Source organism: Kitasatospora sp. NPDC057595, assembly GCF_042800875.1.
Lineage (GTDB): Bacteria > Actinomycetota > Actinomycetes > Streptomycetales > Streptomycetaceae > Kitasatospora.
Genome location: NZ_JBHVGL010000018.1, coordinates 1 through 13,458, shown reverse-complemented (window position 1 = coordinate 13,458; position 13,458 = coordinate 1). Strand labels below are relative to the sequence as shown.

Genomic DNA, 13,458 nt, shown 5'->3' with positions numbered 1-13,458 from the left:
CACACTGAAGTATCCCCCTGCATGGTTACTTCAGTTCATTCACTATGTACGGGAGGAAGCAACCGTGAGTGAGGCACCACAGCCCACCACCGCGGCCGAGAAGCAGAGCAGCGCCCGGGTCCTGCCGGCCCTCATCCTGGCGATGCTGTCGTTCAGCGTGGTGCAGACCGCGGTCGTCCCGATCCTGCCCTCGCTCGCCAAGGAACTGAGCGTCTCCGGCTCCAGCATCACCTGGCTGATGACGGCCAACCTGCTGTCGGCCGCCGTGCTGACCCCCCTGCTGGGCCGCTTCGGCGACCTCCGCGGCCGCAAGCCGATGCTGCTGATCTCGCTCGGCGGCCTGGTCGCGGGCTCCGCACTCGCGGTCTCCACCCACTCCTTCACCTGGCTGGTCGTCGCCCGCGTGCTGCAGGGCGCCGGCGGTGGCGTCCTGCCGCTCGCCATCAGCATCGTCCGCGACGAACTGCCCAAGCAGAAGGTCACCGGCGGCGTCGCCGCCATCAGCGCCTCGATGGGCGTCGGCAGCGGCCTCGGCCTGGTCGCCACCGGCCTGCTGCTGGAGCACTGGAGCTACAAGTCGATCTTCTGGATGGGCCTGGTCTTCGGCCTGATCGCGGTCGCCCTGGTCGCCCTGCGGGTGCCCACCGACCCGGTCACCGACAAGGACGGCGGCGCTGACCCGCTCGGCGCGATCGCCCTCGCCGGCTGGCTCTCCGCCCTGCTGGTCGCCGTCAGCCAGGGCAACCACTGGGGCTGGACCTCCACCAAGACCCTCGGCCTGTTCGCCGTCGCCGCCGTGGTCGCCCTGATCTGGGGCGTCATCGAGGTCAAGGTCGCGCACCCGCTGGTCGACATGAAGATGATGTCGCGCCCCGCCGTCGCCTTCACCAACCTGGCCGGCCTGCTGATCGGCTTCGGCATGTACGGCTCCTTCATGGTCATCAGCAACTTCGCCCAGACCCCGGAGAAGCTCGCCCACTACGGCTTCACCGCCACCGTGCTGCACGCCGGCGTGATGCTGCTGCCCTCCGCCCTCGGCTCGATGGTCGCCGCCCCGCTCGGCGCGCTGCTGATCGCCCGCCGCGGCCCGCGCCTGCCGCTGGTCCTCGGCGGCGTCCTCGGCGCCGTCTCGATGGCCTACCTGGCCCTGCGGCACAGCCACGAGGGCGACATCTACCTCTCCTCGGCGATCTTCGGCCTCGGCATCGGCCTCGCCTTCTCGGCGATGCCCGCCTACATCAACGGCGCCGTCCCGGCCGAGCAGAGCGGCATCGCCAACGGCATGAACGCCGTGCTGCGCACCGTCGGCGGCGCGATCGGCACCGCCGTCATGGCCGCCGTCCTCACCGGCGACACCATGAAGCTGCCGATCCCGGTCTCGCTGCCCACCCTGGACGCCTACCGGCACGCCTTCTGGACCGCCGCCGTGGTCTGCGTCGTGGCCGGCGCCGTCCCGTTCCTCATCCGCTCCGTCAAGCCGGTCGCCAGCGTGACCACCGGCGGCGCGGCGGCGGACCTGACCTCCGGCCGGGAGCCGGTGAAGACCGACGCCTGACGAGGCGTCCGGCCCCGCGCCCAGGGACAGGGCGCGGGGACCGGACCCGGACGGTCACCGAGGGCATCGCGACCGTCCGAGGCCCGGAACGCGCGCGGCCCCACCCGGCCCCCCTGCCGGGTGGGGCCGCTTCGCGTCCGGGCCGACCCTAGGCGTCGTCCTCCCGCTCCTCCGTCGTGCCCGGCCATCCCTCGCGCAGCGGCAGCGGCCGGGCCGGCTCCAGCGCGGGATCCTCGACCACGAAGGTCCGCACCCGCCCCGGCCCGCTCCACGGCGTCTCGAAGCGCACCGTCACCCGCCCCACCCCGCTGCCCTGCACCCACCCCGGCCCGAGCTCCGCATGACGCACGTCCTGCCCCGGCAGCCAGCGCCGCACCGCCACGGCCTCCTCCTCGACCGCCTCCGGCTCCTCCTCCGCCCCGCCCCCGGCGGCCTCGGCCTCCTCCCGGACGGCCTGCGCGAACAGGTCCTCCTGGGTGTAGTCGGCCAACTGCGCCACGCCGACGCCCAGCAGCCGCACCCCGCCCGTGATGTCCACCTGCGAGGCCAGCCGCCGGGCGGTCTCGACGATCACCGCCTCCTCGTCCGTCGGGCCGCGCAGCGTCTCCGAGCGGGTCAGCGTGGAGAAGTCGAAACGCCGGACCTTCAGCACCACCGTCCGACCCGAGCGCCCCGCCCCGCGCAGCCGCCGCACACAGCGCAGCGCCAGCGTCTCCACCTCGCGCAGCACCCGGTCCCGGTCCGCCAGGTCCACCTCGAAGGTGTCCTCCACCGAGACCGACTTGGCGTCCTGGTCCGCCACCACCGGCCGGTCGTCCAGGCCTATCGACATCTGGTGGACACCGGCCCCGTGCGCCCTGCCCAGCAGCTGCACCAGCTCCGGCTCCCCCGCCTCGGCGAGCTCGGCCACCGTGTTCAGCCCCGCCCGGCGCAGCACCTGCTCGGTGGCCGGGCCGATCCCCGGCAGCGCCCGCACCGGCATCGGCCCCAGCACCGCCCGCTCCTGCCCCGGCTCGATCAGCACCAGCCCGTCCGGCTTGGCCTGCTCGGAGGCGATCTTGGCCATCAGCTTCGAGCCCGCCGCCCCGACCGAGGCGGTCAGCCCGGTGCGCCGCTCGATGTCCGCCCGCAGGTCCTCCGCCAGCGCCAGCACCAGCCGCTCCCCCGTCCCGTGCTCCGCCTCGGCCAGCACCGGGCCGTACGGACCGGCCTCCAGGTCGACGAAGGCCTCGTCCAGGCTCAGCGGCTGCACCAGCGGCGACAGCTCCCGCAGCAGCGCCATCACCAGCTCGCTCACCTGCCGGTACGCCTCGAAACGGCCGGCCAGGAAGGCCGCGTTCGGGCAGAGCCGGCGCGCCTGCGCCATCGGCATCGCCGAGTGCACCCCGAACCGCCGCGCCTCGTAGGAGGCGGTCGACACCACCCCGCGCCCGCCCAGCCCGCCGACGATCACCGGCTTGCCGCGCAGGCTCGGCTTGGCCGCCTGCTCCACCGACGCGAAGAAGGCGTCCATGTCGAGGTGGATGATGCTCGGCAGTGACCGCACCCGCCGATCATGCCCCACGGGTCCGACAACGCCGCCGAACCCGGCCGCCCGCTCAGCGCGCCGACCGCTCCGGGCCCGCGTCCGCCAGCGCCTGCGGTATGCCCGGCTCGCGCGGGCCGAGGAACAGCGGGTCCGGCCGCAGCCAGGCGTTCAGCGCCGCCTTCCCGGCCCCCGGGATCTCCCGGAACCCGCCGTACAGCCAGGTCGCGTCCCGCACCTCCGGCACCCCCACCGCGTAGGAGTCGATGCCCGCCGCCTCGCACAGCGCCAGCGCCCGCCGGACGTGGAAGTCCTGGCTGACCAGCACCGCCCGGTCCACCCCGAAGATCCGGTGCGCCCGGGTGCAGGAGTCCCAGGTGTCGAACCCCGCGTAGTCGCCGACCACCCGCACCTCCGGCACCCCGTGCTCGATCAGGTACCCCCGCATCGCGTCGGTCTCGTCGTAGCTCGTCCGGCCGTTGTCGCCGGTCACCAGGATCGCCTGGACCTTCCCCGTGCCGTACAGCTCCACCGCCGCGTCCAGCCGGTGCGCCAGGTACGGCGAGGGCTTGCCGTCGAACAGGCCGGCGCCGAACACCACCGCCACCGGCGCCGGGGGCGCGCTCGCCACCGTGCCGACCCGGTCCCCCGCCGCGAGCCACAGCCAGGCGCTCGGGGCGAGCGCCAGCGAGCAGCCGAACGTCACCAGCTGGAACAGCCTCCGCTGCACCGGCCGCCGGCGCAGCCGCAGACCGAGCCGCACCGCCCTGCGCGCCACCAGACCGGGGATCCCGTCACCGAACCGCCGCACATGCCCTCCCTCGTCCCGGCTCACCGGGCACGACGACGCCGTGGGCCCGGACGGTTCCCCGTCCGGGCCCACGGCGTGGCTCGAAGTCCTTGAGGCGTGTCCTAGACGGCCCGGTTGCGCCGCTGCGCCAGCTCGTCCGCCGGATCCTGGCCGACCACCGTCTCGCCGGTGTCGGTGCGCTCCCCGTGCAGCCGCACCAGGGTCAGCTCCAGCTCCCGCCAGACCGCTCCGACCGCGATCCCGAAGACCCCCTGGCCGCCCTTCATCAGGTCGACCACCTGCTGGGGCGTCGTGCACTCGTACACCGTCGCGCCGTCGCACATCAGCGTCAGCCCGGCCAGGTCGGCGATCTCGGCGGCCTGCAGATGGGCGACCGCCACCCGGATGTTCTGCAGCGAGACGCCGGCGTCCAGCAGCCGCTTGACGATCTTCAGCAGCAGGATGTCGCGGAAGCCGTAGAGCCGCTGGCTGCTCGCCGGGTACACCGAACGGACGCTGGGCTCCAGCAGGCCGGTCCGGGCCCAGTAGTCCAGCTGGCGGTAGGTGATCCCGGCCGCCGCGCAGGCGGTCGGGCCCCGGTAGCCGATCAGCTCGGACGTCGGCGAGAACCGCTCCAGGGCCGGCTGGCCGGGCTGTACCGCCGGGAACCGCCCCACCCGCGGCAGCTCCACCGTCCGGGGCAGTTCGGTCACCGTTCGGGTGGTGCGCGGCAGGTGTACGGCGCACAGGCCTCCCGTGGCCACTTCATCGCCAGTGCCGGTCATGCCTACCTCCGTCCACTCGTGCTGCGGGCAACCCAGACCGCGGGCGTCGGGCACCCGGGCAGCTCCTCCTGACGGTAGGCAGTCCCCCATGGCCCGTCAACGATCGCCACGCCGGGCCGAACAGACCACGTCACCCAGGAGAGTGGTTTTTCGTGCCCCTAGTGTGGGTAGGGGGAGGCATTTTGGCAAAACAGCCCCACCGCTTACGGCACTTCGGCCTTCCGGCCGGCTTCCGCAGCGCCCCCGGGCCGCCCCGCGCCCTACTGCGGGCCGCCCCCGCCGAAGTCCTCCGGCGACACCTGGTCGAGGAACTCGCGGAACTTCTCGACCTCGTCCTCCTGCTCGTCCGGGATCGCGATGCCCGCCTCCGCGAGCACCTCCTCGCTCCCGTAGATGGGCGTGCCGGTGCGCAGCGCCAGCGCTATCGCGTCGGACGGCCGGGCGCTCACCTCCACCCCGCCGGCGAAGACCAGCTCGGCGTAGAAGACGCCCTCGCGCAGATCGGTGATCCGGACCTCGGTGAGCTGCTGGCCGAGCGCCTCCAGGACGTCCTTGAACAGGTCGTGCGTCAGCGGGCGCACCGGCGTCATGCCCTGCTGGGCGAAGGCGATCGCGGTCGCCTCGCCGGGGCCGATCCAGATCGGCAGGTAGCGGTCGCCCCCGACCTCCCGGAGCAGCACGATCGGCTGGTTGGAAGGCATCTCCACCCGGACACCCACGACGTCGAGCTCATTCACACAGGCAACCCTATGGCTCCCGACCCGGATATGAAAGCGCAGCGCCGACGCCGCTGGTCAGCGGGGTGGGCACGAAGGGGCGGCCGCTACGAACGGATCCGCAGGCCGGCCTGGACCATCGCGGCGTGCAGCCGGACGGACAGCGTCGCGAGCTCCCGGGCGGTGGCCTCGGCGTGCGCCCGGGTCTGCGGGTTGCGGTGCCGCCGCAGCGGCGCCACCACCTGCTCGACCAGGGTGACCTCCCGGTCCGCGGCGGCCTTCATGGCCCGCAGGTGGCGCGGTTCGAGCCCGTACCGGCCGAGTTCGGCAACCAGCCGGGCGACCTGCAGCGCCTCGCCGTCGTAGCCGCCGTCCGGCCCGGGAGCGACCAGTCCGTAGGACTCCCACTCGGCCAGCTCGGCCTCACCGGCCTCGGCGGCCGCCAGCAGCTCGGCCCGGCCCAGCCGGACCCCGGCGGAGGCCTCGACCGAGGCGGTCAGCTCCCGGTCCGCCTCCTCCAGCGGCCCGGGCCGGGTGTCCGCGGCCCCGGGCAGCGCCGGTGGGCTCTCGCCGCGCTCGATCGCGTCGAGGTGCTCGCGGATCACCCGCAGCGGCAGGTAGTGGTCGCGCTGCATCCGCAGCACGTAGGCCAGCCGCTCGACGTCGGCCGGGCTGAACTTGCGGTACCCCGAGGGCGTGCGCTGCGGCTCGACCAGCCCCTCCGCCTCCAGGAAGCGGATCTTGGAGATGGTGACCTCGGGGAAGTCGTCGCGCAGGAAGGCCAGCACGGCGCCGATGCTCAACAGCTCGTCACCGCCGCGCCGCCGCCCGGCGGGCCGGTCCGGCCGGACCGGCTGCCTGGGGGCCGCGACCACCCCCCGCGCGCCCTGGTCCGGCCGGGGGCCGGACGACGCGGGGGTGGCCGCCCCGAGAGGAGAGGACGTGCTGTTCGGACTCACTCGGGCTCCTGCCGACGTTGGTTTCAGTACCCCCGGTTGTGGCTGGCGAAGAAGACCAGCCGGTACTTCCCGATCTGCACCTCGTCGCCGTTGTTCAGGGCGACCTCGTCGATCCGCTCCCGGTTGACGTAGGTGCCGTTGAGGCTGCCGACGTCGGCGACGGTGAAGCCGCCGCCCGGCGTCCGGCGGAACTCCACGTGCTTGCGGGAGACCGTGACGTCGTCCAGGAAGATGTCGCCCTGCGGGTGACGGCCGGCCGTCGTCTTGTCGGAGTCCAGCAGGAACCGGCTGCCCGAGTTCGGGCCGCGCTGGACGATCAGCAGGGCCGAGCCCGGGGGCAGGGCGTCGATCGCGGCCAGCACCTCGGCCGAGAGCGCCGGCGTGCCGGTCCCGGTCGTGGTGTTGGGGTCGTAGGACTCCAGGCCGGAGATCGAGATGGTCGAGGTGGTCTCGGCCGCCCCCTCGGGCAGCAGCCCGCCGCGCAGCGCCGTGCCGCAGTTGGAACAGAACCGGGCCGAGGCCGGGTTCTGGTTGCCGCACCTGGGGCACGGAGTGGGGCCAGCCATGTTCACAGCCTCCTGGCGCGGCACACCCGACGGGTTGTGCCCGGCGTACGGGTCCGGGGCAAACCCTCCACCAGAGGTTGAGGGTCCTGTCGGGAAACCTATGCGCGGGGCGCCGGAGGGGTCAACCGACGCGCCGTAGCCCGCCTGATTCCCCGCGTACTGGGCACCGTCCCGGAACAGCGGACGCTCGGCGTACTCCGCGCCCTCGGGGGCGGAGCGCATGCCCGGCACGGCGGGCTCGTCGTCCCGGCGGTGCAGCGCAGTGGGCGCCTCCGCCGCGGCCGCGTTGCGGCCCTTGTTACGACCGAACAACTTCGAGAAGAAACTCACGGGCGAATCCCCTTGCGTGTGACAGACCCGCCCGTGGGGCAGGGTGAGAACCTCGGACAGGATGCGGGCCCGGTCGTGGATCGGGCCGGCTGGAGCGGCGCTCCGAACGTGACGGTCACTTCGGAGCCGGTTTGGCGTACTGCGGCGTCTTCGGATCGACGATGGCGTCGACGACCACCTTCTGCTGCGGGGAGATCGTCGCGCGAGCCTGGTGGCTCTCCAGGGTACGGACCACGCCCCCCGGAATGTTCAACGCGGGCGTGAGGTCCTGCGGGTTCCCCACGACGGTGAAGCGGTAGGGCGCCGAGACCTTCTTGCCGTCGATCTGCACACCGCCGCCGGACACGTCCGTGAAGTAGGTGTTGACCACCACGCGCACATCGTTGATCTGAATCGCCTCCGCCCCCGCCGCTCGGAGTTCCTGCAGGGTGTCCAGCAGCATATCCGCCTTCACCTGCCCTTGGGGATCATCGACCGTCAGTACGATGCCCGGACCGGTGGCCCGGACGGTCCCGGCGAGGACGCCGAGCTCCGTCGCCTTCTTCCTGGTCTGCTCCTGGGCCTCCTTGGCCTGGTTGGAGCTGTTCTCCAACTTGGCCAGGGACTGCTCCAACTCCGCCTTCTCCTGCTGGAGACGCTGCTGACGGCTGTCCAGTTCGTCGAGGATGCGGACCAGGTCCTCCTGGCGCGCGCCACGCAACTGGCTGTGGTGGTCGTTGGTCGAGCGGACCTGGATCGCCAGGCCCAGGCCGAGCGAGAACAGCAGCAGGGCCACCACCAGCTGACCGCGCGACAGCCGCGGCGGCCACAGCGCGGCCATCAGCCGGCGCCGCCCGGCGTGCCGGTCGACGGTGTGGGCGGACACCGACATCGGAGCGTGCTCGGGCTCCTCCAGGTCCTCCTCGGGCTCCGGCTCCTCCTCGGGTTCCGGCGCCACGGCGTCCGACCCGGCGACCAGGACGGGCGTCCGTGCCGTCACCTCCGGCGCACGCGCGGGCGCGGGCGTCACCCCGGGGGCGCGCCCGGAACCGGACGGAACGACCACGGCCTCGGGCTCGACCGCGGCCACGGGCTCGACCGCGGGCTCGACCACCGGCTCGGTGGGCGCGCCCACCGCCTCGACCTCGGACCTTTCCCCTCGCTTCTCGTCCTGCACGACTTCTCCCGCCGATCCGTCCACTTTCTCCTCCGCCGCGCGCCCGCGGTCCGGCTCAGGCACGGAAGACATGGCGCCGGATCGCCGCGGCGTTGGAGAAGATGCGGATGCCGAGCACGACGACCACGCCCGTGGACAGCTGCGAGCCGACGCCCAGCTGGTCCCCGAGGAAGACGATCAGCGCCGCCACCACCACGTTCGAGAGGAACGAGACGAAGAACACCTTGTCGTCGAAGATCCCGTCCAGCATCGCGCGGACGCCGCCGAACACCGCGTCCAGTGCCGCCACCACCGCGATCGGCAGGTAGGGCACCACGGCGTCGGGCACCTCGGGCTGGACGAAGAGTCCGACGACGACCCCGATCACGAGACCCAGTACGGCAATCACGGTGTAGCGGCTCCTGTCGCTGCGGCGGGCGACCCGGTGGTCGCGGTGGGCGGGTGGGAGGTGGTGGTTCTGGTGGGCGGGGCACTCGGCGAGCGCTTGCCGCTCGCCTTCGGCGACGGCGACGCCTCGGCGGACGGGCTGCCCGTCGACGGCGCGCCGGCCGTGGGGCTCCCGCTCGGGGCTCCGGTCCCGCTCGCGCCCGGACTCGCGCTCGGACTCGCGGAACCGCTCGGCGAGGCCTCGGGGGTGGCGGGCTGGACGGACCGCAGCGTGACGCCGACGGCCGCGGGAAGCGTGAGGCTCTTCTGCGGCGAGATGGTCGACTTGATGCCGTACTTCTCCTGCAGCAGCCGGAGGTACTGACCGGCCATGGCGTTCTCGAAGGCGCTCACCATCCGCGGCCCGTCCCCGAGCGCCTGCACCGTGTAGGGCGGCACCAGCGGCCGGTTGTCCACCAGCACGGCCTCACCGGCCGCGCGGATCGCCGAGAGCGCGGTGAGCCGCTGGCCGTTGATCGAGACGGCCTCCGCGCCCGAGGCCCAGAGTCCGTTCACCACCAGCTGCAGATCGTGGTCGCGTAGCCGCCCGCTGTTGGAGAAGCCCTGCCCGGCGCGCGGGTCGACGTTCCCGCCCCCGCCGGTGCCGGCCGCGTCCTCCACCACCAGCTTCACGCCCGGCCCGGTCACCTCACCGAGGCCCACCGCGCCGACCACCGCCGCCGCGTCGGTGTCGCCCGAGGCGAGCGCCTGCTGCTGGGTCGTCTCGACCTTCCGACGCAGGTCCTGGACCTGCTGCTGGAGGCGGTCGGCCGAACCGTTGGCGTCGTTGATCCGGTGGATCAGCGCGTCGCGCTCCTTGGCCAGCGTCGGCTCCGCCTTGTGCGCGTTCACCGCCCCGACCGTGACGACCGCGCCGACGAGCGCCAGTCCCGCCCCCAGCGTCAGCGCCCCGCGCAGGGTCCCCGGTATCCGGTACGGGCCGTCCCCGCCCCGCGCGGCCGCCGCCTCGGCGTAGCCCTCGTCCAGGCTGTGGTCCATCACATTGGTCAGCAGGGACATCGAGGCATCCGGACGGCTGAACCGTCCACTACTGGCACCCTGCCCCGGCGTCGCTGACATGGGGACCATCGTCCCATGTCGCGCGAGGGCCCGGCGCACGCCCCCTGACCTGCATACATGCCAAACCCGGCGGACCATGACCAACCGCCCGAAACGGACAGCGGGGCAGGACGGCCACCGCCGTCCCGCCCCGCCGCGGGCTCACCGCCCGGCGCTGTCGACCACCGCCGCCCACTCGTCGAGCAGGGCCTCGCTCGCCGCGTCGTCCGGGCCCTCGGCCCACAGGTGGGTGACCGCCTCGGCCGGGTCCGGCAGGACCAGCGTCCAGCGCCCGTCCGTCTCCACCACCCGGACGCCGTCGGTGGTGTCGAGCCGCCGGCTGCCGGCCGCCTCCACCACCGAACGCATCACCATGCCCTTCGCCGCCCACGGCGTCGCGATGTCCCGCCGGCGGATATGTGCCTGCGGGATCCGCGCGTCGATCTGGCTCAGCGTGAGCTGGGTGCGGGCCACCAGGCCGACCAGCCGGACGAACGCCGCCGCCCCGTCCAGCACCCCGCTGAACTCGGGCACCACGAAACCACCGCGCCCGTCGCCGCCGAACACCGTGCCCTCGGCGGAGGCCGCCTTGGCCAGGTCGTCCGGCGTCGTGGTGGTCCAGATGACCTGGGTGCCGTGGTACGCCGCGACCTGCTCGGCGATCCGGGTCGTCGTCACCGGCAGCGCCACCTGCCCGCTCCGCCGCTCGGCCGCGACCAGGTCCAGCAGGACCAGCAGCGCCCGGTCGTCGTCGATCACCCGGCCCAGCTCGTCCACGAAGGCCACCCGCTCGCCCACCGGGTCGAAGCGCACGCCGAAGGCCGCGCGCGAGGAGGCGACCAGCTCCCCCAGCCGGGCCAGCCCGGCCCGCCGCTCCTCGGCGTCCTCGGTGGGCCGCGCCTCGTCGAGCCCGCTGGAGACGGTCAGCGCCTCCACCCCGAGCCGGCCGAGGATGCTCGGCAGGACGAGCCCCGCACTGCCGTGCGCGGTGTCCACGACCACCTTCAGCCCCGCCTCCCGCACGCCCGTGATGTCCACGGTCCGCAGCAGGTTGCCCGCGTAGGAGTCGAAGACGCTGGACGGGAAGGTGAGGTCGCCGATCTCGCCGGGGAAGGCCCGCCGGTACTCCTGCCGCGCGTACACGCGGTCGAGCTTGCGCTGGCCCGCCTGGGACAGGTCGGCCCCCCGCTCGTCGAAGAACAGGATGTCCAGCGAGTCCGGCACCCCGGGGGTGGTCCGCAGGAAGATCCCGCCCGCGCTGCCCCGCGCCGTGTGCTGCCGGGCCACCGGCATCGGCACGTTCTCCAGGTCGCGGACGTCGATCGCGCTGGTCTGCAGGGCGGAGATCATCGCCCGCTTGAGCGCGCGCGCACCACGCGAGTGGTCACGCGCGATGGTGACGGTCGCCCCCTTCTTCAGGGTCGTCGCGTACGCCCCGGCCAGCCGGACGGCCAGCTCCGGGGTGATCTCGACGTTGAGGATGCCGGAGACGCCGCGCACCCCGAACAGGTGCTCCTGTCCCCGGGACTCCCAGATCACCGAGGTGTTGACGACCGCGCCGGCCTCGATCGTCTTGAACGGGTAGACGCGGACGTTGGCCGCGATGATCGACTCCTCGCCGACCAGACACTCGTCCCCGATCACCGCCCCGTCCTCGATCCGCGCGGCCCGCATCACATCGGTGTTCTTGCCGACGACGCAACCGCGCAGATTGCTCTGCGGCCCGACGTAGACGTTGTCGTGGACGACCGCCCTGTGCAGGAAGGCGCCGCGCTTCACCACGACGTTGCTGCCGAGCACGGTGTGTTCGCGGATCTCCACCCCGGCCTCGACCTTGGCGTAGTCGCCGATGTACAGCGGACCGCGCAGCACCGCCTCCGGGTCCACCTCGGCGCCCTCGGCCACCCAGACGCCCGGGGAGATCTCGAACCCGTCGAGCTCGACGTCGACCTTGCCCTCCAGGACGTCCGCCTGGGCCTTGCCGTAGCTCTCGTGGGTGCCCACGTCCTCCCAGTAGCCCTCGGCCACGTAGCCGTAGACCCGCTTGCCCTCCTTGAGCAGCTGCGGGAACACGTCACTCGACCAGTCCACCGACTCGCCGGCCGCGACGTAGTCGAAGACCTCGGGCTCCATCACATAGATGCCGGTGTTCACCGTGTCCGAGAAGACCTGCCCCCAGGTCGGCTTCTCCAGGAAGCGCTCGACCCGGCCCTCGTCGTCGGTGATGGTGATCCCGAACTCCAGAGGGTTCGGCACCCTGGTGAGACAGACGGTGACCAGTGCGTTCTTACTGCGGTGAAACTCGATCAATTCCGAGAGGTCGAAGTCCGTCAACGCGTCGCCGGAGATCACCAGAAAGGAGTCGTCCTTGAGAGCGTCCTCGGCGTTCTTGACACTCCCCGCAGTGCCTAGTGGGGTCTCCTCGTTCGCATAGGTGAGATGCATGCCCAGCTCTTCGCCGTCACCGAAGTAGTTCTTCACGAGTGAGGCCAGGAACTGGACGGTCACGACGGTGTCGGAGAGACCGTGCCGCTTCAGCAGCCGAAGCACGTGCTCCATGATCGGCCTATTGGCGACCGGAAGCAGCGGCTTCGGCATGCTGGAGGTCATCGGGCGAAGTCGAGTGCCTTCGCCCCCTGCCATAACAACGGCTTTCATTACGGGTGCGTCCTCCTTCGCGGTGGTGGGCCCTGCGGGTCCATCAAACCGTTCCAGAGGTGGTCTACCCGGAAGGTATGGTCCGACGCACCGTGGCGTCGTGGGAATTCTCTCAGATCACGTCTCAGACCGTGGACGCCGAGGAGCCGGCGTCGCCGCGGATGATCTGCCGGGCCTGGACGGCGTAGAGAATGGCGGCCCACCAGTAGAGCACCGTGCCCCACCAGATGAACGCCCAGCTCACGACCTCGGCCGGCTGCGCGATCCAGGTGTCCCCGGAACCGAGCAGCAGAAGCGGAAAGGCGTACATCAGATTGAATGTCGCGGCCTTCCCCAGGAAACTCACCTGCAACGGTCCGTAGCCGTGCCGGTTGAGAATCGGCAGAAGCGCCGCGATAAACACCTCACGGGCCAGCAGGATCGCCGTCAGCCACCACGGGAGGATCTCACGCCAGGTCAGACCGACCAGGGTGGAGAACACATAGAGCCGGTCCGCCAACGGGTCGAGCAGCTGCCCCACCCGGCTGATCTGGCCCCACCGCCGGGCGAGTTTCCCGTCCAGGTAATCACTGATGCCACTCAGCATCAGAATCAGCAAGGCCCAACCGTCGTTGTTCGGTCCGTCGAACACCGGCCAGAGGATCAGCCAGAGGAAGAGCGGAACACCGACCAGCCGGCCCATGCTCAGCAGGTTGGGGATGGTGAGGACGCGATCGGTCTGGACCCGCGTCTCCTGGACCTCCACCCGGGGGCCTCCTGTCACGTATAGCAACTACTGCATGTTGACCTTACAACAGAGAAGCCCCCGACCGATGACCGGCGGGGGCTTCTCCAGAATATTTGTTCGGCGGCGTCCTACTCTCCCACAGGGTCCCCCCTGCAGTACCATCGGCGCTGTGAGGCTTAGCTTCCGGGTTCGGAATGTAACCGGGC

Annotated in this window: 12 protein-coding genes and 1 rRNA gene; 1 reads left to right on the top strand and 12 read right to left on the bottom strand. The window is 72.0% G+C overall.

Going from position 1 to position 13,458, the window contains the following annotated elements; genetic code table 11:
• The first annotated feature begins 64 nt into the window (after positions 1-64).
• Positions 65-1,555, top strand: coding sequence for an MFS transporter (locus ACFU9E_RS24920; protein WP_380687764.1), 1,491 nt, complete (start codon positions 65-67; stop codon positions 1,553-1,555).
• Between the two features lie 148 nt (positions 1,556-1,703).
• Here ACFU9E_RS24920 and ACFU9E_RS24915 read toward each other — a convergent pair whose 3' ends face one another.
• The 12 genes from ACFU9E_RS24915 to rrf all read right to left on the bottom strand — a co-directional run.
• Positions 1,704-3,101 (bottom strand): DNA polymerase IV, encoded by a 1,398-nt coding sequence (locus tag ACFU9E_RS24915; RefSeq protein ID WP_380690051.1) that lies wholly within the window; start codon positions 3,099-3,101, stop codon positions 1,704-1,706.
• 52 nt (positions 3,102-3,153) lie between these two features.
• Complete coding sequence (locus ACFU9E_RS24910; protein WP_380690053.1) at positions 3,154-3,858, bottom strand: vancomycin high temperature exclusion protein; 705 nt, start codon at positions 3,856-3,858, stop codon at positions 3,154-3,156.
• Positions 3,859-3,992: 134 nt separating this feature from the next.
• On the bottom strand, positions 3,993-4,655 hold the full coding sequence (locus ACFU9E_RS24905) for a MerR family transcriptional regulator (protein ID WP_380685773.1): 663 nt from the start codon (positions 4,653-4,655) through the stop codon (positions 3,993-3,995).
• 260 nt (positions 4,656-4,915) lie between these two features.
• Positions 4,916-5,392, bottom strand: a complete 477-nt coding sequence (locus ACFU9E_RS24900; RefSeq protein ID WP_030062493.1) for a bifunctional nuclease family protein — start codon at positions 5,390-5,392, stop codon at positions 4,916-4,918.
• An 86-nt stretch (positions 5,393-5,478) separates the two neighbouring features.
• Positions 5,479-6,174: a MerR family transcriptional regulator gene (locus ACFU9E_RS24895; RefSeq protein WP_380685775.1), complete on the bottom strand. Its 696-nt coding sequence runs from the start codon at positions 6,172-6,174 to the stop codon at positions 5,479-5,481.
• A gap of 179 nt (positions 6,175-6,353) precedes the next feature.
• Positions 6,354-6,896 carry an FHA domain-containing protein gene (locus tag ACFU9E_RS24890; protein ID WP_380685777.1) on the bottom strand — a complete coding sequence of 181 codons (543 nt, stop codon included), beginning with the start codon at positions 6,894-6,896 and terminating at the stop codon, positions 6,354-6,356.
• Between the two features lie 445 nt (positions 6,897-7,341).
• Positions 7,342-8,382 carry a DUF881 domain-containing protein gene (locus ACFU9E_RS24885; protein WP_380685779.1) on the bottom strand — a complete coding sequence of 347 codons (1,041 nt, stop codon included), beginning with the start codon at positions 8,380-8,382 and terminating at the stop codon, positions 7,342-7,344.
• 55 nt (positions 8,383-8,437) lie between these two features.
• Positions 8,438-8,770, bottom strand: a complete 333-nt coding sequence (locus ACFU9E_RS24880) for a small basic family protein (RefSeq protein ID WP_344340336.1) — start codon at positions 8,768-8,770, stop codon at positions 8,438-8,440.
• Positions 8,767-9,888 (bottom strand): DUF881 domain-containing protein, encoded by a 1,122-nt coding sequence (locus ACFU9E_RS24875; protein WP_380685781.1) that lies wholly within the window; start codon positions 9,886-9,888, stop codon positions 8,767-8,769. The genes ACFU9E_RS24880 and ACFU9E_RS24875 overlap by 4 nt, the downstream gene beginning before the upstream one ends.
• A 141-nt stretch (positions 9,889-10,029) precedes the next feature.
• Entirely contained in the window at positions 10,030-12,525 is a 2,496-nt protein-coding gene (locus ACFU9E_RS24870) for a sugar phosphate nucleotidyltransferase (RefSeq protein WP_380685784.1), read from the bottom strand.
• A 124-nt stretch (positions 12,526-12,649) separates the two neighbouring features.
• Positions 12,650-13,270 (bottom strand): CDP-alcohol phosphatidyltransferase family protein, encoded by a 621-nt coding sequence (locus tag ACFU9E_RS24865; protein ID WP_380685786.1) that lies wholly within the window; start codon positions 13,268-13,270, stop codon positions 12,650-12,652.
• A 97-nt stretch (positions 13,271-13,367) separates the two neighbouring features.
• A 5S ribosomal RNA gene (gene rrf, locus ACFU9E_RS24860) occupies positions 13,368-13,458 on the bottom strand; the annotation flags it as partial.